This is a genomic window from Variovorax sp. Soil_C_39 (genome assembly GCF_057656815.1).
The window spans coordinates 124926-150426 of sequence record NZ_JBDGJQ010000002.1 but is presented as its reverse complement, the minus strand read 5'-3'; the positions used below and the strand labels follow the sequence as shown (position 1 = coordinate 150426).

At 67.4% G+C, this 25501-nt stretch carries 26 protein-coding genes; 7 read left to right on the top strand and 19 right to left on the bottom strand.

What is annotated here, in order from left to right; all coding sequences use genetic code 11:
• Positions 1-27 precede the first annotated feature (27 nt).
• Positions 28-675: a GntR family transcriptional regulator gene (locus tag AC3A6J_RS04745; RefSeq protein WP_487858762.1), complete on the top strand. Its 648-nt coding sequence runs from the start codon at positions 28-30 to the stop codon at positions 673-675.
• Positions 676-783: 108 nt separating this feature from the next.
• Here AC3A6J_RS04745 and dusA read toward each other — a convergent pair whose 3' ends face one another.
• A complete protein-coding gene (dusA, locus tag AC3A6J_RS04740; protein ID WP_487858761.1) occupies positions 784-1779 on the bottom strand; it encodes a tRNA dihydrouridine(20/20a) synthase DusA in 996 nt (331 codons plus the stop codon).
• A gap of 212 nt (positions 1780-1991) precedes the next feature.
• Between dusA and AC3A6J_RS04735 the strand changes: the two genes are divergently transcribed.
• Positions 1992-2372: a response regulator gene (locus AC3A6J_RS04735; RefSeq protein WP_487858760.1), complete on the top strand. Its 381-nt coding sequence runs from the start codon at positions 1992-1994 to the stop codon at positions 2370-2372.
• 24 nt (positions 2373-2396) lie between these two features.
• Here AC3A6J_RS04735 and AC3A6J_RS04730 read toward each other — a convergent pair whose 3' ends face one another.
• Entirely contained in the window at positions 2397-3707 is a 1311-nt protein-coding gene (locus AC3A6J_RS04730) for an MFS transporter (RefSeq protein WP_487858759.1), read from the bottom strand.
• Entirely contained in the window at positions 3704-4462 is a 759-nt protein-coding gene (locus AC3A6J_RS04725) for an aldolase (protein WP_487858758.1), read from the bottom strand. The genes AC3A6J_RS04730 and AC3A6J_RS04725 overlap by 4 nt, the downstream gene beginning before the upstream one ends.
• A 225-nt stretch (positions 4463-4687) precedes the next feature.
• On the opposite strand from AC3A6J_RS04725, the gene AC3A6J_RS04720 reads away from it, so the two are divergent.
• Positions 4688-5701 (top strand): helix-turn-helix transcriptional regulator, encoded by a 1014-nt coding sequence (locus tag AC3A6J_RS04720; protein ID WP_487858757.1) that lies wholly within the window; start codon positions 4688-4690, stop codon positions 5699-5701.
• Here the strand turns inward: AC3A6J_RS04720 and AC3A6J_RS04715 are convergent.
• From AC3A6J_RS04715 to ilvB, 5 genes are all read right to left on the bottom strand, one after another.
• A complete protein-coding gene (locus AC3A6J_RS04715) occupies positions 5682-6143 on the bottom strand; it encodes a hypothetical protein (protein ID WP_487858756.1) in 462 nt (153 codons plus the stop codon). The two genes, AC3A6J_RS04720 and AC3A6J_RS04715, sit on opposite strands and share 20 nt — an antisense overlap.
• Before the next feature lie 84 nt (positions 6144-6227).
• Positions 6228-6545 carry a response regulator transcription factor gene (locus tag AC3A6J_RS04710; RefSeq protein WP_487858755.1) on the bottom strand — a complete coding sequence of 106 codons (318 nt, stop codon included), beginning with the start codon at positions 6543-6545 and terminating at the stop codon, positions 6228-6230.
• Positions 6546-6548: 3 nt separating this feature from the next.
• Entirely contained in the window at positions 6549-6878 is a 330-nt protein-coding gene (locus tag AC3A6J_RS04705; protein WP_487859339.1) for a response regulator transcription factor, read from the bottom strand.
• A 51-nt stretch (positions 6879-6929) separates the two neighbouring features.
• Positions 6930-9110: a sensor histidine kinase gene (locus AC3A6J_RS04700; RefSeq protein WP_487858754.1), complete on the bottom strand. Its 2181-nt coding sequence runs from the start codon at positions 9108-9110 to the stop codon at positions 6930-6932.
• Positions 9111-9373: 263 nt separating this feature from the next.
• Positions 9374-11185 (bottom strand): biosynthetic-type acetolactate synthase large subunit, encoded by a 1812-nt coding sequence (gene ilvB / locus AC3A6J_RS04695; protein WP_487858753.1) that lies wholly within the window; start codon positions 11183-11185, stop codon positions 9374-9376.
• 65 nt (positions 11186-11250) lie between these two features.
• Here ilvB and AC3A6J_RS04690 point away from each other — a divergent pair, with 65 nt between their 5' ends.
• Positions 11251-11745, top strand: coding sequence for an Lrp/AsnC family transcriptional regulator (locus tag AC3A6J_RS04690; protein WP_487858752.1), 495 nt, complete (start codon positions 11251-11253; stop codon positions 11743-11745).
• Positions 11746-11933: 188 nt separating this feature from the next.
• Positions 11934-12866, top strand: a complete 933-nt coding sequence (locus AC3A6J_RS04685) for an alpha/beta hydrolase (RefSeq protein WP_487858751.1) — start codon at positions 11934-11936, stop codon at positions 12864-12866.
• 12 nt (positions 12867-12878) lie between these two features.
• On the opposite strand, the gene AC3A6J_RS04680 is transcribed toward AC3A6J_RS04685, so the two are convergent.
• Positions 12879-13775, bottom strand: coding sequence for a LysR family transcriptional regulator (locus tag AC3A6J_RS04680; protein ID WP_487858750.1), 897 nt, complete (start codon positions 13773-13775; stop codon positions 12879-12881).
• An 88-nt stretch (positions 13776-13863) separates the two neighbouring features.
• Between AC3A6J_RS04680 and AC3A6J_RS04675 the strand changes: the two genes are divergently transcribed.
• Positions 13864-14661 (top strand): NAD(P)H-dependent oxidoreductase, encoded by a 798-nt coding sequence (locus AC3A6J_RS04675; protein ID WP_487858749.1) that lies wholly within the window; start codon positions 13864-13866, stop codon positions 14659-14661.
• On the opposite strand, the gene AC3A6J_RS04670 is transcribed toward AC3A6J_RS04675, so the two are convergent.
• From AC3A6J_RS04670 to AC3A6J_RS04645, 6 genes are all read right to left on the bottom strand, one after another.
• Positions 14648-15616, bottom strand: a complete 969-nt coding sequence (locus AC3A6J_RS04670; protein WP_487858748.1) for a Bug family tripartite tricarboxylate transporter substrate binding protein — start codon at positions 15614-15616, stop codon at positions 14648-14650. The two genes, AC3A6J_RS04675 and AC3A6J_RS04670, sit on opposite strands and share 14 nt — an antisense overlap.
• Positions 15617-15676: 60 nt before the next feature.
• Entirely contained in the window at positions 15677-16054 is a 378-nt protein-coding gene (locus AC3A6J_RS04665; protein ID WP_487858747.1) for an AtuA-related protein, read from the bottom strand.
• Positions 16051-17439: an acyclic terpene utilization AtuA family protein gene (locus AC3A6J_RS04660; RefSeq protein WP_487858746.1), complete on the bottom strand. Its 1389-nt coding sequence runs from the start codon at positions 17437-17439 to the stop codon at positions 16051-16053. The genes AC3A6J_RS04665 and AC3A6J_RS04660 overlap by 4 nt, the downstream gene beginning before the upstream one ends.
• Positions 17440-17589: 150 nt before the next feature.
• Positions 17590-17970 (bottom strand): helicase SNF2, encoded by a 381-nt coding sequence (locus tag AC3A6J_RS04655; protein ID WP_487858745.1) that lies wholly within the window; start codon positions 17968-17970, stop codon positions 17590-17592.
• Positions 17971-18213: 243 nt separating this feature from the next.
• Positions 18214-19572, bottom strand: a complete 1359-nt coding sequence (locus tag AC3A6J_RS04650; protein ID WP_487858744.1) for a homoserine dehydrogenase — start codon at positions 19570-19572, stop codon at positions 18214-18216.
• 109 nt (positions 19573-19681) lie between these two features.
• Positions 19682-19825, bottom strand: coding sequence for a hypothetical protein (locus tag AC3A6J_RS04645; RefSeq protein WP_487858743.1), 144 nt, complete (start codon positions 19823-19825; stop codon positions 19682-19684).
• A gap of 136 nt (positions 19826-19961) precedes the next feature.
• Between AC3A6J_RS04645 and AC3A6J_RS04640 the strand changes: the two genes are divergently transcribed.
• Positions 19962-20366, top strand: coding sequence for a hypothetical protein (locus AC3A6J_RS04640; RefSeq protein ID WP_487858742.1), 405 nt, complete (start codon positions 19962-19964; stop codon positions 20364-20366).
• A 10-nt stretch (positions 20367-20376) separates the two neighbouring features.
• Here the strand turns inward: AC3A6J_RS04640 and AC3A6J_RS04635 are convergent, their stop codons facing one another.
• From AC3A6J_RS04635 to AC3A6J_RS04620, 4 genes are all read right to left on the bottom strand, one after another.
• The gene (locus tag AC3A6J_RS04635; RefSeq protein WP_487858741.1) at positions 20377-22074 is read right to left on the bottom strand and encodes a cation:proton antiporter domain-containing protein; all 1698 of its coding nucleotides are present in this window, start codon (positions 22072-22074) and stop codon (positions 20377-20379) included.
• 52 nt (positions 22075-22126) lie between these two features.
• Entirely contained in the window at positions 22127-23458 is a 1332-nt protein-coding gene (locus AC3A6J_RS04630; RefSeq protein ID WP_487858740.1) for a dicarboxylate/amino acid:cation symporter, read from the bottom strand.
• A gap of 81 nt (positions 23459-23539) precedes the next feature.
• Positions 23540-24277, bottom strand: coding sequence for an acetoacetyl-CoA reductase (gene phbB, locus AC3A6J_RS04625; RefSeq protein ID WP_021006768.1), 738 nt, complete (start codon positions 24275-24277; stop codon positions 23540-23542).
• A 199-nt stretch (positions 24278-24476) separates the two neighbouring features.
• Positions 24477-25484, bottom strand: a complete 1008-nt coding sequence (locus AC3A6J_RS04620; protein WP_487858739.1) for a tripartite tricarboxylate transporter substrate-binding protein — start codon at positions 25482-25484, stop codon at positions 24477-24479.
• Between the last annotated feature and the right edge of the window lie 17 nt (positions 25485-25501).

The window sequence follows — 25501 nt, the reverse complement described above, 5'->3', positions numbered from 1 at the left end:
ACCCAGTTTTGAGGTACATTCGCGCCCATGTCCGCCGTCACCCTCACCCCGCGCGCCCTCTATGAAGAGGTGGCCGAGCTGCTGCGCCAGCGGATCTTCCGCCGCGAGCTCGAGCCCGGCAGCTGGATCGACGAACTCAAGCTGGCCGACGAATACGGCATCAGCCGCACCCCCCTGCGCGAGGCGCTGAAAGTGCTCGCGGCCGAGGGGCTGGTGACGATGAAGGTGCGCCGCGGCGCCTACGTGACCGAGGTGTCGGAGCAGGACCTGGCGGACGTGTACCACCTGCTGTCGCTGCTCGAGAGCGACGCGGCGGGCGTGGTGGCCGAGCGCGCCAGCGCCGAGCAGCGCCAGGAACTCAAGGCGCTGCATGCCGAACTCGAGGCCGCCGCCGCGCCCGGCAAGGTCGACCGCGAACACTTCTTCGCGGTCAACGAGCGCTTCCACATGCGGCTGCTGGCGATTGCCAACAACAAGTGGCGCGACCAGATGGTGGCCGACCTGCGCAAGGTGATGAAGCTCAACCGCCACAACTCGCTGCTGAAGGCGGGGCGCATCGCCGAATCGCTGGCCGAGCATCGCGCGGTCATGGCGGCGATCGACACGCGCGACGCGACGGCGGCCATGGCGCGCATGCGCGAACACTTCGCGAACGGGCTGGAAGCCGCGAACTAGGCCCACCCCCGAAACGGCTCACTTCGTGTAGCCGTCTCCCCCTCAAGGGGGCAACACCGGTGGCCCGGCAAAGCCGGTTCCACGGTGTTCCTGGCATGACCTTGTCGGCTACGCGGCTTGGGCGACAGGCTCGTGCGCGAGCGCCATCACCTCGCGCGGCGGGCGCGTCTTGAGCTTGTGGTCGCTCCACACCTGCCGCCAGCGCCGCGCGCCGGGCAGGCCGTTGCGCAGGCCCAGCATGTGGCGTGCGATGGAATACCAGAGCGTGCCGTGTTCGGCCGCCTCGCGCTCCATGTAGTCGCACATCAGCGATTCCACGTCTTCTCGTGTGAGCGGCTGCGCTTGGGCGCCGTAGAACTCGGCATCCCATTCGGCCAGCCACCACGGGTTGTGGTACGCCTCACGCCCGATCATCGCACCGTCGAGCAGCCGCAGGTGCTCGTGCACCTGTGCGTTGGTCGTGAGGCCGCCGTTGACGGAAAAGTCGAGATGAGGAAACTCGTGTTTCAGCCGGTGCACGATCTCGTAGCGCAGCGGCGGGATCTCGCGGTTCTGCTTCGGGCTCAGGCCCTGCAGCCAGGCATTGCGCGCATGCACGATGAAGGTCTTGCAGCCGGCCTCGCTGACCGCGCCGACGAAGTCGCGCACGAATTCGTAGCGCTCGATCTTGTCGATGCCGATGCGGTGCTTGACCGTGACCGGCACGTCCACCACGTCGACCATCGCCTTCACGCAGTCGGCCACCAGCTGCGGCTCGTTCATGAGGCAGGCGCCGAATGCCCCGCGCTGCACCCGCTCGCTCGGGCAGCCGCAGTTGAGGTTGATCTCGTCGTAGCCCCACTCTTCGCCGAGCTTCGCGCAGTGCGCAAGGTCGGCCGGCTCGCTGCCGCCGAGCTGCAGCGCCACCGGATGCTCCGCGTCGTGAAAGCGCAGGTGCCGCGGCACGTCGCCATGGATGAGCGCGCCGGTGGTCACCATCTCGGTGTAGAGCAGCGCATGGCGCGTCATGAGGCGGTGGAAGAACCGGCAATGGCGGTCCGTCCAGTCCATCATGGGTGCGATGGAGAGGGTTTTCTCTTTCAGATTCAAGGACTTGTCGTTCATACGCGGGCGCTGGCTCGGGCCGGTAGTTTCTCACGCGATGGTTTTCCGCACTGCACAACGACGAGTTTGGGGCGCTTTGCGGACGCGGATGGGTGGGTCTTGTCCGACTCCGCATCGCGCCTGCATTCGTGACAATGGGTAAACCCTGCGGCGGCCCGCCCCCCATCTGACGTGCACGAAGCCGACGCATTCCCTCTCCAGGTTCCGCACCGATGACCCGCATCTACCTCATAGAAGACAACCCCCTGATCGCCACCACCCTGTCCGACGGGCTGCGCGAGTTCTCCGGATGCGAAGTGGTCGCCACCGCCGCCAGCGCCGACGAGGCGATCGACTGGCTCGACGCGAATCCCGATGGCTGGGACGCTGCGGTGATCGACATCTTCCTCGCCCAGGGCAACGGGCTGACCGTCGTCAACCATTTGAAAGAACGCAAGTCGCCCGCGCAGCGCACCGTGGTGTTCATGAACCACGCCACCTCCGAAGTGCGCGAGGACGCGCTGTCGGCGGGTGTCGATGCGGTGTTCGACAAATCGCTGCAGCTCGAGGACTTCTACGAGTTCTGCCGCGCGCTCGGCATCCCGCGGCGCTGAGGCGGCGCCGCAGGGGCATGGCCGCTATTCGTTCGCAGCCGGCCGCATGCCCCAGGCCGACAGCGCTGCGATCGCCCCCAGCACCGCCAGGTACGCACCCACCGGCACGATGCTCCCGTAGCTCGCCACCAGCGTCGCCGCGATGATCGGCGCCAATCCCCCGCCGAGCGCAGCCGCCGTCTGGATGCCGATCGAGATCCCCGAGTAGCGCAGCTCCGCGGGGAACTGCGCCGCATAGAGGTTCGACTGCGGCGCGAACATGAGCGGATAGTTCAGCGCGAGCGCCACCACCATCGCCACCGTGTAGGCCGCGAGCGATCCGCTTCCGATGGCCAGGAACAGCGGCAGCGCCATCAGCGCCAGCAACACGCCGCCGAACACGTAGAGCCGCCGCGCGCCGACGTGGTCGGCCAGCCAGCCGAACAGCGGAATGGTCAGCACCATCAGCGACGAGCCGAGCACCAGCGCATGCAGCGCGTCGCCGCGCGAGAAGCCCAGCCGCGTGACCGCATAGGAGATCGAGAACACCAGCAGCGTGTAGATCAGCGTCACCTCGGCCAGCTTGCCGCCGATGGTCAGCAGCAGCGGCCGCCAGTGGGCCACCAGCACCTCGCGCGCCGGCAGCACGGCGGTTTTGCGATGCGCCTTCACCGCCTCGAACTCGGGCGACTCGTCGAGCCGCGTGCGGATGAAGATCCCCAGCGCGATCAGCAGCGCGCTGGCCAGGAACGGCAACCGCCAACCCCAGTGCAGAAAGTCCTCTTCGGGCAGCTGCGTGACCAGTGCGAAGGCGCCCGAAGACAGCAGCACCCCGATCGGCGCGCCCATCTGCGGCATGCTGCCGACCAGCGATCGCCAGCGCGGCGGCGCATGCTCGACGGCCATCAGCATCGCGCCGCCGAGCTCGCCGCCGAACGACAGTCCCTGGCCGATGCGCAGCAGCACCAGCAGCACCGCGGCCCAGAGCCCGATCGACTCGTAGGTGGGGAGCATGCCGATCAACACCGTGCAGATGCCCATCATCAGCAGGCTCAGCGTCAGCATGGCCTTGCGGCCCAGCCGGTCGCCGTAGTGGCCGAACACGATGCCGCCGAGCGGACGCGCCAGCATGCCGCTCGCGAAGGTGCCGAAGGCCGCGAGCGTGCCGGTCACCGGATCGAAGTTCGGGAAGAACAGCTTGTTGAAGACCAGCGCGGCTGCGGTGCCGTAGGCCAGGAAGTCGAAGCCTTCGATGGCGGTGCCGGCCATGGTGGCGGCGCCGACCTTCCATACGCTCTGCGGCCGGGGCGTGGAGGCGGGCACGTCGCTCGACGTGGGTGAAGCGATGCTGTTCATGCGGCCCGCCCTTCGAAGCGCCGCGCGAACATCGCGAAGCTCGCCTTCACGATGCTCGGCTGCAGCAGGAAGTCGTGCGACTCGCGCGCCAGCGCCGGGTCGACCGGCTTGAGCCGCCCGTAGGCGCTCTGCGCGATCAGCTGGTTGCGCGCCGCGCGTTCGATCAGCACCGACAGGTACAGCGACTCCTCCACGCTGCCGGTGGCCGCGAGGAAACCGTGGTTCGCGAGCAGCACGCAACGCTTGTCGCCGAGCGCGGCCGAGATGAGTTCGCCCTCCACGTCGGCGATCGGCAGGCCGGGCCAGTCGGGCAGGAAGGCGCAGTCCTCGAAGAAGGGCGTGGCGTCCATGTGCGCGACCTGCAGCGGCTCGCCGGTCATCGACAGCGCCGAGACGTACGGCGGATGCGTGTGGATCACGCAGTTCACGTCGGGCCGCCGCCGGTACACCCACAGATGGAAGCGCACTGCCGGGTTGGGCACCCCGCGGCCTTCGAGCACCCGCAGCGTGTCGTCGATGCGCATCACCGAGCCGGCGCGGATCTCGTCGAACGCGTACGCGAGCGGCGTCGTCAGGAAGCTGCCGTCGCCCTGGCGCACCGTGATCTGGCCGGCCAGGGTTTCGGAATGGCCCTCCTTCGCAAGGATGCGGCAACTCAGCGCGAGCTTCTCGGCGTCGCTCCATTGGCCGATGGTGAGGCCGTCGAGTGCCGGTGGCGCGGCGGCGGGCGGGGTGTGGGTGGCGACATGGTTCACGCGGGGCTCCTTCATCAGTATGCGGTGGCCACCACTCTAGGAAGCAAGGCCGCACCGGGCCTTGCGCCTGCGCGCACACGGATTGATCCAGCGTGCCAGCGCAACGGCACCGAGGGTCGCCGCTAGTGGAAAGTCTCGATGTGCCACCCTGCGCCAGCCGTCCAGACTGCGGACCGGTCCGCACACCTGGCACGAACCCTGCACGCCACCTCCACGCAAACCGCCATGCACCAACACGACCCCGACCTCGGCTTCGCGCCGCAGCTGCGCCCCTTCTATGCGGGCGACCTGCGCGGCTATTCGTCCACGCTCGACGCGCTGGTCTACCCCGGCGAGCTCAGCCTGAACCACAGCCATCCGCGCATGAGCCTCGAAGCCTGCAAGCTCGTGGGCGGCGGCATCGCGGTCAGCTTCGATTCCACGCCGATGCGGGTGCACCATGCATCGGGCCAGGCGCGCCAGGGCAGCGCCGGCGAAGTGCTCGCGATGATCGCGGTCGATGGCGAAGGCGCAGTCGAACAGGCCGGGCGCCGGCTGCCTTTCCAGAAAGGCGACATCGTCTTCCGCACCACGCGGCTGCCCTCCACCTGCACGCTGGCTGCATCGGGCCGGCTCGTCGTGCTGCGGCTGCCGGCGGCGCGCTTCTTCGGCATCTACGCCGACCTGCGCGAGAACTTCGAACCCTCGCTCGCGCTCGCAGGCTCGCCGCTGGCCGCATCGGCGCACCAGCAGCTCGAGCGCCTGTTCGCGGTGCAGGTCCAGCCGCATCCGGCGCTGGCCTACTTCTCGGAACAGTCTTTCGTGTCGCTGCTCGCAGCCAGCTACTGCGAGGCCGTGGCCGCGGGCGACAGTGCGCCCCAGGCGGGCGACGCCGTCGCGGGCAAGCGCCACGAGCGCGACCGCTGGCAGCGGCTCGCAGCCTACGTCGAGGCCAACCTCTGCGATCCCGAGCTCTCGGTGGAGGCGATCGCGCGCGAGCTGCGCATCTCCAAACGGTTGGTGCACCGCCTGTTCGCCGCGGAGCAGACCCGGTACGGCGCCTACCTGCGTGAGCGCCGGCTGGAACACGCGGCCGCGGAGCTCGCCAACGAACGGGTCGCTGAACTCAGTGTGACCGAGATCGCCTTTCGCAACGGCTTCAACGACCCGAGCCATTTCAGCCGCGCATTCCGCGACCGCTTCGGCACCACGCCGGGCGGCTACCGCGCGTCGGCGCGCCTCAATCCACCTTCACCCTGAACAGCACCGTGCCGATGCCCCCCGGCTGCACCGTGCCGACGAACTTCCATTCGATCGGCCCGGTGCCGCCCTCGGTCTGCGCGGTCGCACACGTCACAGCCGCCGCCGGCAGCGCATTGGCCGGTGTGTTCTTGGTGCAGCTCGTCAGGCTCGCCGGCGTCGTGCCCGCGCTCGCGCTCACGAACGTGGTGTAGCCCGGCGTGATGTCGTTGACCACCAGGCTGCTGATCGGCGCGGCGCTGTTGTTCAGGTACGTGATGCGGTATTCCAGCGTCTCGCCCGACTTGGCCTGGTTGCTGATGCCGAAGGTCGTGATGCCCTGCGTGACGTTGCGTACCTCCTTCTTCAGGTCCAGCGCCTGGCTGCCGACGGTGGTGATGTCCTCCAGCACGTAGCTGGCGCTCAGCGCAGGCGTGCGGCAAAGACCCGGAACAGAGCGCAACGAATGCGCTCCGAACACCGGTCAACTGTGCCCGTAACCGTCGGTAAATGAAGCTAGTCTTTCGTATAACTACTTAGAACTTTTTCACGACATGCCGCCCTCATCTGCGATGGTACCGGTTGCAATGCTTTTCATTGGTTTGATCCGCAGTCGCGCGACCATATGCATGAGTTCCGCTGCGGTGCGCGCGCCCATTCGCTCCATGATGCGGGCCCGGTGGTACTTGACGGTCTGCTCGACAATCTCGAGTGCTTCCGCGATCTGCTTGTTGAGCTTTCCGTCGGACAGCGCTTCGAGCACCTCGCGTTCACGGGTGCTCAGCATTTCGAAACGCTTCTGTAGCTCGATCAGTTCTGCATCCCGACGGCGACTGCCCTCTTGCTGGTGCAGCGCGCTGCGCACCGCCTAAATCAGAAACTCGGTCGCCACTGGCTTGGTCAGGAAATCCGCCGCGCCTCTCTTCATGGCCCGCACCGACATCGGAATGTCGCCATGCCCCGTGAGAAATACGATCGGCAGCGTCAGGCCCTTGCTCGCCAGATGCTCCTGAAGATCGAGCCCGCTAAGCCCCGGCATCGAGACATCCAGAATCACGCAGGCACTGGCCGCAGCGTCGGGCAGTTCGGCAAGAAATGCCTCGCCCGATTCGCAAGTACGCACTTCGAATCCTTCTTCCTGAAGCATCCGGCCCAGGGCCCGGCGAATGCTCGCGTCGTCATCAACAACAAATACGATTGCCGTGGAGTCCTCCGATCGGATGTGTGCAGCTGTGGTGTGCTTGCGTGGCTAAGCAGGTCCGGAAACGGGCAATGAAATCGTGAATGCGGCGCCACCTTCCGAGGGGCTGGCTGCAGCGATGGCGCCGTGGTGGGCCTCGAGGATCGCGCGGCTGATGGGCAGGCCGACACCGATGCCGTTTTCCTTTGTGGTCCAGAATGGATCAAAGATGTGCTCGAGCTCTTCCTGTGCGATGCCTTTGCCATGGTCGGCGATCGTGACGGTCACCCATCTGTCGTCCGGCGCGGTCTGCAGGATCAGCACCCGGCTCTCATTCGGTGTTTCCGACATCGCCTGCATGCCGTTCAGCATCAGATTGAGAAGCACCTGCTGGATCTGCACCCGGCTGCCTCTCACCGGCGGCAGACCGGGCGCGGGCTCGACGCGAACGGTGACGTGGCGCCAGATGGCTTCTTCCCTCAGCAGTTGCACGGTTTCGAGAACCAGTTCGTTGATCTCGAAACCCTCTGCCTCCACCGGCGCACGGCGATAGAGGGCGGAGACATTCCGGATGATGTCGGCCGCCCGCTTGTTCTCTTCGTTGATGTCTTCGAGGATCTCCTTGAGCTCGCCGGTTCCGACGTCAAGCCGCTTGAGGATCTTTCGCGCCGTGTCGGTATTGAAGCGGATGGCGGCGAGCGGCTGGTTCAGCTGATGCGCGATGCCGATCGAGAGTTGCCCGACCGTGGAGATGCGCGACAGGTGCATCATCATCGCGCGATCCTGGGCGGACTGGGCCTCGGCCTCCTTGCGCTCGGTGATGTCCATGGTGACGCCCGTGATGTGGCAACCATCCGAGACTTGGCCGCGCACCTCGATCCACGAGGCGGCGCCCTCCTGCTCGACCAGCCGCAGTTCGATGTCCAGTTCCTCCTGCCGGTCGACGACGCGCTCGATGGCTGCGGCCAGCCGTTCACGATCGCTGGGGTGCACGCGCTCGACGAAATCCTCCACATGCTGGATCAAGCCCCCGTGCGAGCTGGCGTGCTTGCGCGGCGCGGTCCCGTTACCGCTTTTGGGAACGCTGAGGTTCCAGTTGAACGTGCCCAGCCGGGCGGCCTTGGTCGCTGCGCTGAGGTGGTGCTGGCTTTCGGTCAGCGCGCGCGCCGTGCGCTGGCGTCGCCGGCGTTCGACCAGGAGCGCGCTGATCAGAAGCGCCTGCGCGAGAAAGACCAGCCCTCCCGTCACGGCGTGCGCCCTGTAGAGCTCCATGAACGAGGGTTCCCGAAAATGGATGACCGCATCGTCCGGCACCAATTCGGGCGCCACGTTCCACTTGCGCAGTTGCCGCCAGTCGAGTTGCGGACGAAGCGTCACCATCTGGCGCATGACTTCCGGATCGGTTTCTGTTCCGGCCACGAAATCGTCGAGCAGTCGCCGCGCAGCACGGCCAATCTCGTCGAAGGTGACCATTCGGCCACCGACCGCACCCACGCCGATGTGCGTGGAGAAGATCGAGTAGATCGGCGCGGCACTGACCGACGCCATGAGCTCGACGGACTCGACCGGCGTGAACCCGTCTCCCGCACCATCGCGGTAGTAGCCGGGGGTGTAGACAATGCTGTCGGGCGGCAACGCGGCCAGCCGCGCCAGCAGTTCGCTGGTGGGCAATCCGGTCCAGTACGCCACGTCGATCGACACATTGCTCGAAGCCACTGCATCCGCGACGGCGTCGCGATGTTCTCTGCCCCTGTCCGCCATGCTGGTGACAACGACCAGGCGTTTCGCCTTGGGGTGGAACTGCAGCGCCAGCGCCACCGTGCCAGCGATGTCGTGCATCACGTGAACACCGTCGACGTCCGGGGGCAGGTTCGGAATCTCGTCGAGAAAGCGTTGGTCGACGCCCATGTGCATGATGGGCACGTCGGGGAACATCTCCTCTCGAAACTGGAGCACGAAAGCGAGTGCGATGTCGCCGCCGACCAGAATTACCTTCGGCGGCCGGTCCGCGTACTTGTTGCGCAGGTAGGCGGCCGTGCGCTGCTCATGAGCGTCGCCCGAAAAGGCCGGATGGTCCAGAAATTCCGTGAAGAACCGAAGCCCCCCCCCCTGGAGTGGACCGCTCGGTGACGCAGTCAGGCCCCTGTCGGCCTGAATGTTGGCGGGCAGGAGCCGATTCTGGGAGTAGATGAGGAGAACGTCAGCCGGCTTCGCGTGGGAAACCACCGGCGCAGCAAGCAGCCACGCCACCAGAAGGACGCAGAATTCGAGCCTGAACGGGCGTTGAACGTATTTGATCTGCTGTCTCCCGGCACGGTCACAACATGCTTCTTTTCGCCCGCTGCCCAACTCTTGCGAGAACCGGGAACAGCCTTTGGCGATTACCTTTGCATTTTCAGTGTCCTAAGCCGAGATTTTTTGACGCAGCGAAATTCAGGTCATTTTCGATAATTCTTTATCGAGTTAATAACTCTATGGTAATTTGTTAACAATGATCATTGTCAGAACTTAATTTAGTATTTCGGCGCTTGAGATGTGGCTTCTTCCTTGTCGTACCACCGCTCCTTCGCCAGCAGCACCCGATGGTGCCCCTGCCCGGCCGGCATCATCGGAAAGCAGTTCTCCTGCGCCGCCACCTGCACGTCGAGGAAGAAGGGCCCTTCGCTCGCCAGGCATTCGGCGAGCGCGTCCTCGAGTTCGGCAGGGTCCGAGACGCGGCGTGCGCCCCATCCGAAGGCACGCGCCAGCGCGACGAAGTCGGGCAGCGCCTCGTTCCAGCTGTGGCTCAGCCGGTTGCCGTGGTTGAGCTCCTGCCACTGCCGCACCATGCCCATGTAGCCGTTGTTGCACAGCACCAGCTTCACGGGCGTGCGGTGCTGCACGGCGGTCGACAGTTCCTGGATGTTCATGAGCACCGAGGCGTCGCCGCTCACGCAGACCGCGAGCGCGCCAGGGTGGGCGATCTGGGCGCCGATTGCGGCAGGCAGGCCATAGCCCATGGTGCCCGCACCGCCCGACGTGAGCCAGCGCCGCGGCCGCTCGAAACGCAGGTACTGCGCGGCCCACATCTGGTGCTGTCCCACGTCGGTCGACACGATCGCATCCCGGTCGCCAATGGCCCGCTGCAGCGACGCCATGAGCTGCTGCGGCAGGATCGCATTGCTGCGCGGCACAAAGCCCAGGCAGTTTTCCGCGCGCCAGCCGTCGATGCGCTGCCACCAGGGGGCGAGCCGTTCAGGCGCAAAGCCTTGCTCGGGCAGCAGTGCGAGCAGCGCCTCCACCACGGCGCCACAGTCGCCGACCATCGGCACGTCGACGCGCACCACTTTGTTGATGCTGCCGGGATCGACGTCGATGTGGATCTTGCGCGCATGCGGGCAGAACTCGTCGAGCTTGCCGGTCACGCGGTCGTCGAAGCGCGCCCCCACGCACACCACGAGGTCGGCCTCGTGCATCGCAAGATTGGCCTCGAGCGTGCCGTGCATGCCCAGCATGCCCACGAACTTTGGGTCCGACGCAGGAAACGCACCGAGCCCCATGAGCGTGAGCGTGCAAGGCGCATGCAGGCGATGCACCAGCTGCGCAAAGGCCTCGCACGCTGCGGGCCCCGAATTGATCAGCCCGCCGCCGCCGTAGATGATCGGCCGGCGCGCGGTCGAGATCAGGTCGGCCGCGCGCTGCAGCATCGGCTTGGGCGGCAGCGCCGCCCTGCCCGTGCGCAGCGCCCGCAAAGCGCGAACTGCGCTTGGCCCCGCGCCGTGGCCCAGGCGCGCGAGCTGGACGTCTTTCGGCATGTCGAGCAGCACGGGCCCCGGCCGGCCCGAGGCCGCGATCTCGAGTGCCCGCCGCACCAGCGCGGGCACCTCGTCGGCCGTGCGTGCCTGTTGGTTCCACTTGGTCACGGGGCGCGACATGCCGAGCGCGTCGCTCTCCTGGAACGCCTGCGTGCCGATCACCGCGGTGGCCACCTGGCCGCTGATGCAGAGCAGCGGCACCGAGTCGCTGATCGCGTCGAGCAGTCCGCTGATGGTGTTGGCGACACCCGGCCCCGAGGTGACGAGCACCACGCCCACGCGCCCCGTGCTGCGCGCATAGCCTTCGGCCGCATGCACGGCCGCCTGCTCATGCCGCACCAGCACATGGCGCAACCGCGGTTCGCCGTGCAGCGCGTCGTACAGCGGCAGCGCCGCGCCGCCGGGATAGCCGAAGAGCGTGTCGACGCCGCAGGCGACCAGCGTGTCTAGCAGCGCCTCGGCGCCGTTGCACATGCGCGGCGTCAATGAAGAGGAAGAGGGAGAAGAAAGATCCAGGTCGATAAGTCTCATGCCGTCGATTCTTCCGGATTCTGTGCAAAATGTGCTTCTTTCTTTTGGCTGATGCGGCATGTTTTATGAAGATCAATCGAAAAAACAAGGACACAGACGAAGGATCTTTCGACAAGACCGATCTTGCCATCCTGCGTGTGCTGCTGCTCGACTCGCGCAAGACCCTGCAGGACATCGGCAACGAGGTCGGCCTATCACCCACCAGTTGCTGGACGCGCATCAAGAAGCTCGAGGCCCAGGGCGTCATCAAGCGCTACACCGTCGACATCGATCCCGCCAAGCTCGGCTACCACGACTCGGTTATCGTGCAGGTCACGCTCGAGAGCCACACAGACGAGACGCTCTACGACTTCGGCCGCATGCTCGCGACCATTCCCGAGATCCAGGAGGCCTACCTTGTCTCGGGCGACTACGACTACTACATCCGCATCGCCGTGCGCGACACGCGCGACTACGAGCGGCTGCTGCGCGAGAAGCTCTACAAGATCCCCGGCATCCGACACAGCAAGTCGCACTTCGTGCTGCGCGTGTTGAAGGAGACGAGCGTGCCGCTGATCTGAGGCCGGTGCGGTTGATACGACTATTGCAACCGCCAACTACCCTGTTTTCGCACGCTCTGCAGAGCCGGCATGGCATCCTCGGCGCGCGCCGCCGACCCTGGCGCGACCCAAGCCAACTCGGAGCCTTCATGCAGACTGGACGACCGGTGCGACGATTCTTGTCCGCTTCAACCTGGGCGCTCCTGCTCATGATGTTCCTCGTCGCCTGCGGCGGCGGTGGTGGTGGTGGCGGCGGAGCGGGCAGCCTGGCAGCCGTCGGATTGCTCCCGCCGGCGGCGCCACCCGCATCACCCGAGCCGGCCCAGCCCGAGCCCCCGCCACCCGACCCCGTGCCGCCCGCGCCGGAGCCGCCCCCTGCCGAGCCTCCGCCCGCCGAGCCCGAGCCACCACCGCCCGAGCCCGAGCCGGCAAGCCGGGTCGTATCGGAGCGCATCACCTCGGCGTTCACCGGCGCGGAATACCCGGTCGAGATCTACCTGCCCGCGTCGTACGACGGCAGTTCGGCCGCGTACCCCGTCATCTACGCCATGGACGGGGACGGCATCTTCAATCCACCCGGTACGCGTTTCGAGAACTTCAAGAACACGCTGGAGTCGCGGGGCACGCAGGCCATCCTGGTCGGCATCGGCGGCACGGCGCGCCGCGAGCAAGACTACATGCTGCCCGGCGCGCGCGCGTACCACGACTTCCTCACGCAGGAACTCGTGCCGCTCGTCGAAGCGAAGTTCCGTGCCGACCCAGCCCGGCGCATGCTCACCGGCTTCTCGCTCAGTGGCAGCATGGCCGCCGTTGCACTTCTGCTTGAGGGTGCGAGCGGCAAGCTGACCTTCTCGCACTTTCTGGCATTTGAGGCGTCTTTCAACTCGCAGCCCGCAGAGAACAATGCGCTCGAGCAGCAGATGCGCGACGCCCGGGGCAATAACCCGCTGCCTGTCACGCTCCTCCTCACCCGCTGCGACAACCCGGACGAATGCAATTTCGACAACGTCGACGAGATGCACAGCCGGCTGCAATCGCGCGGCTACCCGGAGCTCAGGCTCTCGGAAACCACCTACTCGACCACGCATGTGGGCGCCGACACCGCGTCCTTCGTCGACGCCATTGCCGCGCTGTTCCCGTAGCCTGCGGTCCATTCACGGCAGGCGCGCGGCAATCCATTCGCGCAGCCACCGGTGCCCCGGGTCGCGATGGCGTCGCTCGTGCCAGAGCATCGCCATCTCGTAGCCCGGCACCTCCAGAGGCGCCTCGACCACGCGCAGGCCGGGTGCGCCGCGCGCGAGCCGCTCGGGCAGCATGGCGACCAGGTCTGTGCTCGCCAGCACCGACATCATGAAGAGGAAGTGCGGCACCGACAGCACCACGTGCCGCGTCAGGCCCTGCCGCGCCAGCGCCTCGTCGGTGGGCCCCAAAAAGCCGCCGCCGCCGGGCGACACCACCACATGCTCGAGCGCGCAGAACTGCGCGAGCGTGGGCCTGCGCTTGAGCCGTGGATGACCGGCACGGCCGGCCAGCACATAGCGTTCGTCGAACAGCTTGCGCCGGTGCAGCCCCGGCGGTGCGCCCACGCTGGTGTGGAAGAACAGGTCGATCTCGCCCTGCTCCAGCTGCCGCGCCATGCGTGACGGCACGGCCTCCACCACCGCCAGGCGGGTGTGCGGCGCAGCCGCGCGCAGGCCCGCGAGCATGGGCAGCAGGATGGCCGTTTCGGCATAGTCGGCCGCGGCCAGGCGCCATGTGGTGGTGGCGTCGGCCGGATCGAAAGGCCGGCTCGGCGCCACCGCGCGGCCCAGTGCCTCGAGGGCTTCACGCAGCGGAGCGCGCAACTCGTCGGCACGCGCGGTGGGCCGCATGCCGCGCTGCGCGGGCACCAGCAGCGGGTCGCCAAACGCCTCGCGCAGCCTGGCGAGCTGCACGCTCACCGAGGGCTGCGAAAGGTTCAGGCGCTCGGCTGCACGCGTCACGCTGCGCTCGGCGAGCAGCGTGTCGAGCGTGACCAGCAGGTTGAGATCGAGCCGACTGAAATTGTTCACGGCAATTCCTTGGATTTGAACTATTCATTTCCAATATACCGCCCGCATGCCTAACCTGAGGGCATCAACACCTGGCCCTCTCGAACAGATGAACATCCTCCTCGTCCTCGCCCACCCCGAACCCACCTCGCTCAACGGCTCGCTACACCGCTTCATGCGCGAACGCCTTCGCGACACCGGCCACTCGGTGCAGGTGTCCGATCTCTACGCCATGCGCTGGAAGCCTGCGCTCGATGCCGACGATTTCCCCGCGCGCGGGCCGGCCGAAGCCTTCAGCCCCGAACGCGATTCATTGCACGCCTTCGCGTCGGGCACGCAGGCCGACGACATCGCTGCCGAGCAACAGAAGCTGCTTTGGGCGGACGCGGTGATCCTGCAGTTCCCGCTCTGGTGGTATTCGATGCCGGCCATCCTCAAGGGCTGGGTCGAGCGCATCTACGCCTATGGCTTTGCCTACGGCGTAGGCGAGCATTCCGAAACGCACTGGGGCGACCGATTCGGCGAAGGCACCCTGGCCGGCAAGCGCGCGATGCTGGTCGTCACGACCGGCGGATGGGCTTCGCACTACGGTCCGCGCGGCGTCAACGGGCCCATGGACGACCTGCTGTTTCCGATCCAGCACGGCATCCTCTACTACCCCGGCTTCGAGGTGCTGCCGCCCTATGTGGTGCACCGCACCGGCAAGGTCGACGATGCCGCTTACGCGCGCATCAAGGCGGAATTGGGCGAGCGGCTCGACACCCTCTTCAGCGCCGCGCCGATCCCGTTCCGCCGCCAGAACCATGGCGACTACGAGATTCCCGCGCTCACGCTGCGGCCCGACATTGCGCCGGGCCGTTCGGGGTTCGGCGTGCATCTCGCCGAACAGGGGCTCATTCGGCGGTGATGCCCGCAGCCTTCACGATGCGGCCCCACTTCTGCGATTCGCTGGCCTGGAACTTTGCGAGTTCTTCGGGCGAGGTGGTGAACACCTCGGTGCCGGTGGGACCGTAGAACGCCGTCTTTGCCGACTCGCTCCGGACGGCCTTCACGAGCAGTTCGTTCAACCGCTTGACGACGGCCGGCGGCGTGTTGGCGGGCGTATAGGCCGCGAACCAGTAACCCATCTCGTAGCCCTTCACGCCGGCTTCGGCAATGGTGGGTACGTCGGGCGCGAGCGGCGAGCGCGCCGCGCTCGACACGCCGAGCGCGCGCAGCTTGCCGGCCTTGACCTGCGGCAGGCCCGTGGCCGCGTCGGTGATCATCATGTGGATCTGCCCGCCGAGCAGGTCCGTGACGGCGAGCGTGTTGCTCTTGTAAGGCACGTGCAGCAGCTGGATGTCGGCCATTTGCTGGAGCAGTTCGCCGGCCATCCGGCTCGACGAACTGCCGCTGCCGAAGCTGTACTTGCCGGGCTCCTTCTTGGCGAGCGCGATGAACTCGGCCACGCTCTTGGCCGGGAACGTGGGGCCCACCACCATGATCTGGCCACCCTTGCCGAGCCCCGACACGGGCGCGAAATCCTTCACCGGGTCGTAGGGCAGCTTCTTGAACAGGTGCTCGTTGGCGGCATGCGTCGTGTTCGTGGTGATCAGCACCGTGTAGCCGTCGGCCGGCGCCTTGGCGACTTGCTGCGACGCGATGAAACCGCTCGCGCCAGCCTTGTTGTCGATCACGACCGCCTGCTTGGTTTCGGCCGTGATGCTGTTGCCCAGCGCACGCGCGATCTGGTCGGTGGCGGTGCCGGCCGCAAAGGGCACGACGAAGGTGATCGGTTTCTCGGGGAAGGCCTGTTGCGCGTGGGCGAGCAGCGGTGCGAGCGCGAGTGCGGCCGCAGAGAGGGTCAGGGAACGTCTTTTCATTGGGTGTTGTCTCCGGATGGATGGGTCGTTGAAAAATCGGAAAGCAAAAGGGGTCGGCCGCTAAGGCCCGGCAAGCAACGGCTCGAGCGCGCGCGGCATCCGCACGGGCATGTCGAGCAGCAGGAACGCAAGTGCCTTGCCGTGCGCATCGAGGTTCAGCGCGTCGTTGACGCCGCCGTCGAGCACCGCGTCGAGCACGAAGTTCATGGCATACAGCCGAGGCAGGAGAAAGCGCTGCACACGCGCCGGCGCGCGATGCCTGAACTGCGCCGCTACGCGCTCGGGCGTGAGCTGCTCGGCCAGAACGGGATAGAGCGCCGGATGCCAGGCGATCACGCTGATGTTGGAGCGGTCGCCCTTGTCGCCGGTGCGGCCGTGCGCGGCGCGGTAGAGCGGCACGTCGATGGTGCCGGTGTCGGCATTGGCGTTGGTGTTCATCCGAGCTCCTTCGCGCCGAGCAGTTCGAAGCGCACCGGCACCGCGTCCCGCGGCACCAGGCACGACAGGGTATTGAGCCGCGGCGTGAGCGCGGTGCGCACGCCGCCGCCGCCCGCGGGCCCGCAGGTGTAGAGCGCCATCACCTCGCGCGCGAGCCGCTCGGCCTGTGCACGCTCGGCATGCGCCGCCGCCACGCGCAGGCGCACGTCGCGCAGCCCGGCATCAGGTGTGTCGGCGAGCATGCGTCCGGCATCGTCGCCAAGGATGCTGAGCGCACCGATCAGGTCGACGCGCAGCGTGAGCCCGCCCAGGCGCGCGCGCAGCACCTCGGCCGCGAGACGGGCGCGGGCTTCTGCGCGCGGGCCGGCATAGGAGATTTCGCCCTCAGCGAGCCAGCCGCCTTCGTGGCAGACATTGACCTTGAAATGGCTTGGCCGCGCATGCCCGCGCACGCCCGAGAGCGCCACGCGGCCGAGTGGCAGCGGCGCCACCTCGGCGTCGGCAATGTCGGCCACCACGTCGGGCGTGAGATAGGCGCTCGGGTCGTGCACTTCGTAGAGCAGCTGCTCCTTCACGGTAGCCTCGCTCACGAGGCCGCCGGTGCCATCGGCCTTGCCGATGGTGCAGTGGCCGTCGGCATCGATCTCGGCGATCGGAAAGCCCACGCGCTCGAGGTCCGGCACGTCCTTGAAGCCCGGGTCGGCGAAGTAGCCGCCGCAGACCTGCGCGCCGCATTCCAGCAGATGCCCCGCCATGGTGGCGCGGCCGAGCCGGTCCCAGTCGTCGGCGCGCCAGCCGAAGTACGACATGGCGGGCCCCACCGCGAGCGATGGATCGGCCACGCGGCCGCACACCACGATCTGCGCGCCGGCGTCGAGCGCGGCGGCGATCGGCTCGGCGCCGATGTAGGCGTTGGCACTGACGATGCGCAGCCCGTCGAGCTGCGCGCCGAGCGCGTCGTGCAGCAGCGTACGCTGCGCGGGGCCCGAAAGATCGTCGCCCTCCACCACCGCGATGCGCGGTGCGTCGGCGCCGAGTTCGCGCGCCATGCGGGCGATGTGCCGGGCCGCGGCGCGCGGATTGGCCGCGCCGAAGTTGCTCACGATGCGGATGCCGTGCGCAAGGCAGCGCGCCAGCACGGGCCGCAGCATGGCGTCGATCAGCGGCTCGTAACCGGCTTCGGGATCGTCGCGCCGGCGCAGTTGCGCAAGCGCGAGCGTGCGCTCGGCCAACGTTTCGAAGATCAGGAAGGCGCGCTGCTGCCCAGGACCTGCCCGCAGCCGCGCGATCAGCGTATCGACCACCGGCCCCGCGGCATCGGTGCGGTCGCCGGAAAAACCGGCCGCGCAGCCGATCAGCAGGGGTGGCGGTGCATGAGCGTTCATCGAGGCCGACTGTAGGCAGCGGCCTTCGATCCGTGAAATTGAAAATTCAGATCAATTGATCTGCAATACAGATGAATCGCCATCCCGTCGGATGGGCCAATGAAAAAGCCCCGCTTTCGCGGGGCCTGATTCGCTGCGCAACCGCAGTGCTTACAGCGGCAGCGCTTCGCCACGCGCGGCAGCGCGGGCTGCGGCACGCACCACCGCGGGGTCGACCGCACCGGCGGCCACATAGGTCATGCCGGCGGATGCCGCTTCGGAAAAAGCGTCAGGGCTGTGCGCGGCGGCCACGGCTTCTGCACGGACCTGGTCACGGCTGCGCTGCGACACGGGCGACTGCGCCACGCTGGCATTCGCGCCTTCGGCGTACGGGTCGGCGCTGTGGGCAGCGGCGATGGCCTGGCTGGCCACGTCGGCACGGCTTTCGGCAGTGGTCAGGCGATGCACGCCTTCATAGGTTTCGGCATGGGCGGCACCGGTGGCGGCAACGAGGGCGACGGCGACGGCGGAGAGGAGCTTGGAGACGGTCATTTCGATTTCCTTGGTTCAATGGTTTCACTTCGGGACGTGTCGAACCGGTCTTGGGTGGGAAGCCGTCCTTTCGAAAGGACAGCCGCCGCGCTCGGGGGCCTTGTTCAGCCGGGCCAGCCTGGTGGCCGGTCCGTGGGATCAATTGTGCGCCGGCAACCCCCGTGGAAACCCTGTGCAAAAGGAACCGCGGCGTTCACGCCATGGAAACAATGCATGCGCTCACAAGCGGTCGCCAGGCGGGCCTCAGGCGGCCAGCTCCTCCACGCGCAGCGCGGTGGGTTCCCCTGCCACCGCCGGGTGCAATGCCAACGCATGCGACACCAGGTCGAGCTCGCGCTGCGGCATCGGCTGCGTCACCACCAGCAGTTGCGGCGTGTCGGCGACCTCGGCCGCCGCCAGCCGGAGCTCGCGCACGGGCACCTGTCTCGCCGCCAGCCAGCCCGACAGCGCTTCGATTGCCTGGGCCTCGCGCAGTGGCACTCGCAGGTAGTGCGCCGTGCGCACCTCGGCACGCGGCAGCACCGGCAACGCGCGCATCGCGTGGGCATGAAAGCCCAGGTGCGGCACGCGCTGCGCCGCCCGCGTGCCATCGAGCCGCGCCACGTCCACCAGGTCGGCGATCACGGCCGAGGCGGTCTGCTCCGAGCCCGCGCCGGCCCCGCAGTACAGGGTCGGGCCGGCCGCGTCGCCCTTGACCACCACCCCGTTCATCACGCCGTTCACATGCGCCATCGGATGCGAAGCGGGCACCAGCGCGGGCTGCACGCGCAGTTCGAGCCCCGCGTCGGCAAGGCGCGCCAGCGCCAGCAGCTTGATGCGGTAGCCCAACTGCTCGGCGCAGGCCATGTCGATGCGCTGCAGCGCCGTGATGCCCTGCACTTCCACGTCCGCCAGTTGCACGGCGCTGCCGAAGGCATTGGCCGCGAGCAGCGTGAGCTTGTGCGCGGCATCGATGCCCTCGATGTCGAAGGTCGGATCGGCCTCCGCGTAGCCGAGCGCCTGGGCCTCGGCGAGCGCGGCCGCGAAGTCGAGCCCCGCGTCGCGCATCCGGCTCAGGATGAAGTTGGTGGTGCCGTTGACGATGCCCGCCACCCATTCGATGCGGTTGGCCGCAAGCCCCTCGCGCAGCGCCTTGACGATCGGGATGCTTCCCGCCACCGCGCCTTCGTAGGCCACTGCCACGCCCTGGCGCCGGGCGGCGGCGAAGATCTCGGCGCCATGTACCGCGAGCAGCGCCTTGTTGGCCGTGACCACGTGCTTGCCGTGCGCGATCGCGGCCAGCACCCAGTCGCGTGCCGCGCCCGTGCCGCCGGCCACTTCGACCACCACGTCGACCTCGGGATGCGTCGCGACGCGCAGCGCGTCGTCGGTGAGCGGCACCTCGCCGGCCACCGAAGCCGCACGCGCCAGGTTGCGCGCGGCCACCAGCACCAGTTCGATGGGCCGGCCTGCGCGGGCCGCGATCTCGGCCTGGTTGCGCAGCAGCACGCGCAGGGTGCCCGCGCCCACGGTGCCGATGCCGATCATCCCGACGCGCAGCGCGCGGATGGCCGCGGGGCGGCCGGGCAAGGACTCGAGGGACTGGACTGGATCGCGGTACATGGAAACCTCCGGATGAAAAACGAAAAACCCAGCTGCCAGAGCTGGGTTTCATTCATTCGGGGGAAGAGCGATACACCAGGTGGCTGCCGAAACGGCCACCTGCGCGTGCTCAGGTGGCCGCGGTGGTAATGGTGCGAATCATTCGTGCAGCAGCAGCGATCCCGGCCCCGCCGGTGCGCGCGAACGCGAACGGCAGCAGCGTGCGCGCCGAGGCGGCAGCGCAGGCGTTGGCAGAGATGAGATGGCACGACATGAGCGCCGCAGTGTACAGGAGCCCCGTGCCGAGCCCGCGCCCTGCCTTCGGCGATATGCGCAGCAGGCCTACAGCCCGGCGATGCAGCCCGGCCTACGCTTAAACCACAGAACTACATTGCCCAGGAGGCCGCACCATGAAGAACTTCGTCCTAGAACCCAGCATGCGGGCAGCCATCGGGGGCGCCTTCTATCCCTCGGGTTACTCGATGGTCATGTTTCCGGACTCGGAAGATGCGAACCGCATCGGCCACCGCCTCATCGAAAAAGGCGTGAGCGGCGACGAGATCTACCTGATCCCCGCCGAGACCGTGCTCACGGAAATCACGCCCACGGCGTCGGATTCGGACGACCCGCTGCCGTCCGCGGGCACCGATGCCGCGACCGTGCGCGCCTACACCAAGCTTGCCCGCGAAGGCCACACCGGTCTGCTCGTAAAGACGAAGAACGAAGAGGAAGCCAACCGCCTGATGGAAGAAGTGCGCACCGTGCCCTACTCCATCGCGCAACGCTACCGCATGCTGGTCATCGAGGATCTCTGAGCCGGGCGGCTCAGGCTGGCTGCGGGTCTGCACGCCGCACCACGTCGCGCGCCATGGCCTGGGCCAGTTCATGCTCCCCGAGAAAAACCGTGGCGGACGTTTCTTGCGACAGGAGCCGTGCCTCTTCCTCGTTGTGGCTGCGAACCACGGTCTCGATGGCGGGGTTCAGCGTGCGCGCCGTCTCCATCATCTGCCGCACGTTCATCGCGTCGGCCACGGCCACCACGAGCACGCGCGCCCTGGCGATGTGCGCCTGGATGAGCACCGCCGGATCGGCCGCGTCGCCCCACACGGCCGCCACGCCGGCCGCGCGCAGCTGGCCTACGAGTTCTCGGTTCTGCTCGGCCACCACGTAGGGAATGTCGTGCGCCGCCAGTTCGGCCGCGATGCGCCGGCCGACGCGGCCGTAGCCGACGAGCACGACCTGCCTCGACAGGAAGCGCGCCTCCGTGCTCATCGGCAGTTCGGCCAGCGGATGGTCACGCGCTTCGAGCCCGCGCACCAGCGCAAAGCGCCTGTGCAGCCATTCCTGCAGTGGCGCGATCAGGCTGAACCAGAGCGGGTTGGTGGCGATCGAGATCAGTGCGCCCGCCAGGATCAGGCTTTGCCCCTCGCTCGGCAGCAGGCCAAGCGAGAAGCCCAGCCCCGCGAGGATGAACGAGAACTCGCCGATCTGGGCCAAGCTCGCGCTGACCGTGAGCGCGGTGCCGAGCGGATAGCGCATCGCGAGCACCAGCGCGCAGGCGGCGAGCGACTTGCCGAGCACGATCACCGCCACCACCGCGAGCACCTGCAGGGGCCGCTCGAGGAGCACCCACGGATCGAACAGCATGCCCACCGAGACGAAGAACAGCACCGCGAACGCATCGCGCAGCGGCAGCGATTCCTGCGCCGCGCGGTGGCTGAATTCGGATTCGCGCATCACCATGCCCGCGAAGAAGGCGCCGAGCGCGAACGACACGCCGAACAGTGCCGCCGAGGCGAAGGCGATGCTGACCGCGGCGGCGATCACGCACAGCGTGAACAGCTCGCGCGAGCCGGTGCGCGTGACCTGCCAGAGGATCCACGGAAACACCCGCCGCCCCACGACCAGCATCAGCGCGACGAAGCCGCCCACCTGCAGCAGCGTGAGCCCCAGCGTCTGCCACAGCGGATCGCCCGCGCCATCGCCGGCCTGGCCGCCCATCACGCCCGCCAGCGGCGGCAGCAGCACAAGCACCAGCACCATGGCGAGGTCCTCGACCACGAGCCAGCCCACGGCGATGCGGCCGGTGAACGAGTCGAGGATGCCCAGGCTCTCGAGCGCGCGCAGCAGTACCACCGTGCTCGCCACCGACAGCGCCAGCCCGAAGACCAGCGCCGCGCCCCACGACCAGCCCCACCAGAGCGCGAGCGCGCCGCCGAGCAGCGTGGCCACCGTGATCTGCGCCAGTGCGCCGGGCAGCGCGATGCGGCGCACCGCGAGCAGGTCGTCGAGCGAGAAATGAAGGCCCACGCCGAACATCAGCAGCATCACGCCGATCTCGGCCAGTTGCGCCGCGATGGCACCGTCGGCCACGAACCCCGGCGTGAACGGCCCGATGATCACGCCCGCGAGCAGGTAGCCCACCAGGGCCGGCAGGCGCAGCCGCGCCGCGATGAAGCCGAGGACGAGCGCGAGCCCGAGGCCGGCGGCGATGGTGCTGATCAGGGAGACGCTGTGGGGCATGCGGCGATTGTGCACAGCGCGGGCCCCGCCCCGCGGCGCCGGGGCTTTTGCACTAGGGCGCGATGCGGCCGGCGTCCAACGGCTCGGGCGCCGGGACAGCGACGCGGCCGCGACTCAGTTCGGCATCGAGCCGCTCGGTATCGAGCTCGTGCGTCCAGCGCGCCACCACGAGCGTGGCGACGCCGTTGCCGATCAGGTTGGTCAGGGCGCGCGCCTCCGACATGAAGCGGTCGATGCCGAGGATCAGCGCCAGCCCCGCCACCGGCACGTCGCCCACCACCGACAGCGTCGCCGCAAGCACGATGAAGCCGCTGCCGGTCACGCCAGCCGCGGCTTTCGAGGTGACGAGCAGCACCGCAAGCAGCGTCATTTCCTGGCCCAGCGACAACGGTGCGTTCGTGGCCTGGGCGATGAACACCGCCGCCATCGTCAGATAGATCGAGGTGCCGTCGAGGTTGAACGAATAGCCCGCCGGCAGCACGAGCCCCACCGACGCCTTGCTCGCGCCGAGCTTCTCCATCTTCTTCATCATGCGCGGCAGCACCGTCTCGGACGACGAGGTGCCGAGCACGATCAGCAGTTCTTCGCGAATGTAGCGGATGAGTTTCCAGATGCCGAAGCCGTGCAGCCGCGCGATCAGCCCCAGCACCACGAAGATGAACAGCAGGCACGCCAGGTAGAAGGTGCCGATGAGCTTGCCGAGCGAGAACAGGCTGTCCGCGCCGTACTTGCCGATGGTGAAGGCCATGGCGCCGAAGACGCCGATCGGCGCCAGCTTCATGATGTAGTCGACGATGCCGAACAGCACCTGCGAGCCCTTCTCGATCACGTCGAACACCAACGTGCCGCGGCCGCCGAAGCGGTGCAGCGCAAAGCCGAACAGCAGCGCGATCAGCAACACCTGCAGGATCTCGCCCTTGGCGAAGGCATCGACCAACGTGGTCGGGATCACGTTGAGCAGAAAATCGACTGGCCCGGTCATCTTGCCCGGTCCGGCGACCGACGCCACAGCGGCCGCGTCGAGCGTGGCCGGATCGATGTTCATGCCCGCACCAGGGCGCAGCAGGTCGGACATCAGCAGCCCGAACACCAGCGCGATGGTGCTCACCACCTCGAAGTACAGGAGCGCGAGCCCGCCGGTGCGCCCCACCTTCTTCATGTCCTCCATGCCCGCGATGCCGACCACCACGGTGCAGAAGATGATCGGCGCGATGATCATCTTGATGAGCTTGATGAAGCCGTCGCCCAGTGGCTTCATCGCCTCGCCGAGCGCCGGATAAAAGTGCCCGAGCAGCACGCCGACGATCACCGCGGCAATCACCTGGACGTAGAGCGAACGGTAGAGCGCGGGCTTCGGGCCCGGCGCGAGGATCGTGTCAGCCATGGGTTCTCGTTGTCTCCGGGAGTAGCCAACGAAAAAACCCGCCGAAGCGGGTTTTCGTGGCGCAGGTGCCGAAGGGCACCGTCAGTGCATGTGCAGGCCGCCGTTGACCGAGAAGTCGGCCCCCGTCGAATAGCCGCCCTCGTCGGTGGCGAGCCACGAGATGATCGAGGCGATCTCGCTCGGCTCGCCGAGGCGCTTGACGGGAATCGTCGCGACGATCTTGTCGAGCACTTCCTGGCGGATGGCCTTGACCATGTCGGTGCCGATGTAGCCCGGGCTCACGGTGTTGACGGTGACGCCCTTGTTCGCGAGCTCCTGCGCCAGCGCCATCGTGAAGCCGTGCATGCCGGCCTTGGCGGCCGAATAGTTGGTCTGCCCGGCCTGGCCTTTGGCGCCGTTGACCGAGCTGATGTTGATAATGCGGCCCCAGCCCTTTTCGACCATGTCGCCGACCACCTGCTTGGTGACGTTGAACATGCTGTTGAGGTTGGTTTCGATCACCGCGCTCCAGTCCTCGGGCGTCATCTTGAGGAACATGCGGTCGCGCGTGATGCCAGCGTTGTTGACCAGCACGTCGATCGGGCCGTGCGCGGCCTTGGCGGCCGAGAAGGCCTCGACCGTGGATTGCCAGTCGCCGACGTTGCCGACCGATGCATGGAACTCGAAGCCGAGCGCTTTCTGTTCGGCCAGCCACTTGGCGTGGTCGCGCGTGGGGCCGCAGCCTGCGACGACCGTGAAGCCGTCCTTGTGGAGCCGCTGGCAGATGGCTGTTCCGATGCCACCCATGCCTCCGGTGACATATGCAACTTTCTTGCTCATGAGATTTCCTTGATGTGTGCGAAGCAAAAGCCTGAACGGCCGCCTTCACTCTAGCGAGTTTCAAGCCACCGAACTCTGAGGAAAACACTGAGCCTGGCTTGCAACCAGCTGTCACGGCGCGCCGCCTGCAACGATATTGCATCGCGGCTGCCGATTCATGCATAACCCGCCGCCGTCGAGGAAATCGAAAGTACGAAGATCAATCCGCCTGCACGCCTGCCGCCCGGATCACCTTGCCCCACTTCTCCGTCTCGGCTGCGAGGTGGCTGCGCAGCGATTCCGGCGTGACCTTGTCCATCGGCACGGCTTCGGTGCTGAGCTCGGCGAAACGGTGCTTGACCGCTTCGTCCTGCAGCGCGGCGCGCAGTGCCGTGTTGAGCTTTTCCATCACGGCCGGCGGCGTTCCCTTGGGCGCGTACACGCCGTGCCACACCTTCACGTCGAAGCCCTTGAGGCCCTGCTCGTCGAGCGTGGGAATGTTCGGCATGCTGGACAGCCGCTTCGGCGTGGTCACGCCGAACACCTTCACGCGGTTGCCGTCCTTGATGACGGGCGCGGTCTGCGTGGTCTGGTCGCACAGCAGGTCGACCTGCCCGCCCATCACGTCGTTGAGCGCCGGGCCCGCGCCCTTGTAGGGCACGGTGGTCAGCTGCACGCCGACCTGGTGCGCGAACAGCATGCCGCACAGCTGCGACACCGCGCCGATGCCGGCATTGGCCAGCGTGACCTTGTCCTTGTTGGTTTTGACGTAGGCCAGCAGCTCCTGGAAGTTGTTGGCCGGAAAGTCCTTGCGCGACAGCAGCGTCATCGGCACGTCCATCACCTGGCCCACGTACTCGAAGTCCTTCAGCGGATCGTAGGCGAGCTTCTTGTAGAGCGCGGGCGCGGTGGCCATGCCCATGTGGTGGATCAGGATGGTGTAGCCGTTGGGCGCAGCCCTGGCCACCCGCGCAGGTGCGATCGTGCCGCCGGCGCCGACCGTGTTCTCGACCACCACGGTCTGGCCGAGCGACTTGCCCATCGGGATCGCGAGCATGCGTGCCACCACGTCGGTGGGCCCGCCGGCCGAGTACGGCACGACCAGCGTAACCGGCTTGTCGGGCCAGGCGGCCTGCGCGAGCGCCGGCCCGGCATGAAAGGCAAGAATGCAGGCGCTCGCCGAAGCGGCGAACAGGGCCTTGAGGTTCCGGGTCTTCATCGTCGTCATGGTGGTCGTCTCCTTCT

Coding starts and splice junctions, on each gene's coding strand:
- phbB (WP_021006768.1), bottom strand. CDS start 24,277: ATGAGCAAGAAAGTTGCATATGTCACCGGAGGCATGGGTGGCATCGGA.
- AC3A6J_RS04670 (WP_487858748.1), bottom strand. CDS start 15,616: ATGAAAAGACGTTCCCTGACCCTCTCTGCGGCCGCACTCGCGCTCGCA.
- AC3A6J_RS04620 (WP_487858739.1), bottom strand. CDS start 25,484: ATGACGACGATGAAGACCCGGAACCTCAAGGCCCTGTTCGCCGCTTCG.
- AC3A6J_RS04735 (WP_487858760.1), top strand. CDS start 1,992: ATGACCCGCATCTACCTCATAGAAGACAACCCCCTGATCGCCACCACC.
- dusA (WP_487858761.1), bottom strand. CDS start 1,779: ATGAACGACAAGTCCTTGAATCTGAAAGAGAAAACCCTCTCCATCGCA.
- AC3A6J_RS04650 (WP_487858744.1), bottom strand. CDS start 19,572: ATGTACCGCGATCCAGTCCAGTCCCTCGAGTCCTTGCCCGGCCGCCCC.
- AC3A6J_RS04730 (WP_487858759.1), bottom strand. CDS start 3,707: ATGAACAGCATCGCTTCACCCACGTCGAGCGACGTGCCCGCCTCCACG.
- ilvB (WP_487858753.1), bottom strand. CDS start 11,185: ATGAGACTTATCGACCTGGATCTTTCTTCTCCCTCTTCCTCTTCATTG.
- AC3A6J_RS04645 (WP_487858743.1), bottom strand. CDS start 19,825: ATGTCGTGCCATCTCATCTCTGCCAACGCCTGCGCTGCCGCCTCGGCG.
- AC3A6J_RS04630 (WP_487858740.1), bottom strand. CDS start 23,458: ATGGCTGACACGATCCTCGCGCCGGGCCCGAAGCCCGCGCTCTACCGT.
- AC3A6J_RS04685 (WP_487858751.1), top strand. CDS start 11,934: ATGATGTTCCTCGTCGCCTGCGGCGGCGGTGGTGGTGGTGGCGGCGGA.
- AC3A6J_RS04655 (WP_487858745.1), bottom strand. CDS start 17,970: ATGACCGTCTCCAAGCTCCTCTCCGCCGTCGCCGTCGCCCTCGTTGCC.
- AC3A6J_RS04665 (WP_487858747.1), bottom strand. CDS start 16,054: ATGAACACCAACGCCAATGCCGACACCGGCACCATCGACGTGCCGCTC.
- AC3A6J_RS04635 (WP_487858741.1), bottom strand. CDS start 22,074: ATGCCCCACAGCGTCTCCCTGATCAGCACCATCGCCGCCGGCCTCGGG.
- AC3A6J_RS04640 (WP_487858742.1), top strand. CDS start 19,962: ATGAAGAACTTCGTCCTAGAACCCAGCATGCGGGCAGCCATCGGGGGC.
- AC3A6J_RS04675 (WP_487858749.1), top strand. CDS start 13,864: ATGAACATCCTCCTCGTCCTCGCCCACCCCGAACCCACCTCGCTCAAC.
- AC3A6J_RS04690 (WP_487858752.1), top strand. CDS start 11,251: ATGAAGATCAATCGAAAAAACAAGGACACAGACGAAGGATCTTTCGAC.
- AC3A6J_RS04745 (WP_487858762.1), top strand. CDS start 28: ATGTCCGCCGTCACCCTCACCCCGCGCGCCCTCTATGAAGAGGTGGCC.
- AC3A6J_RS04720 (WP_487858757.1), top strand. CDS start 4,688: ATGCACCAACACGACCCCGACCTCGGCTTCGCGCCGCAGCTGCGCCCC.
- AC3A6J_RS04660 (WP_487858746.1), bottom strand. CDS start 17,439: ATGAACGCTCATGCACCGCCACCCCTGCTGATCGGCTGCGCGGCCGGT.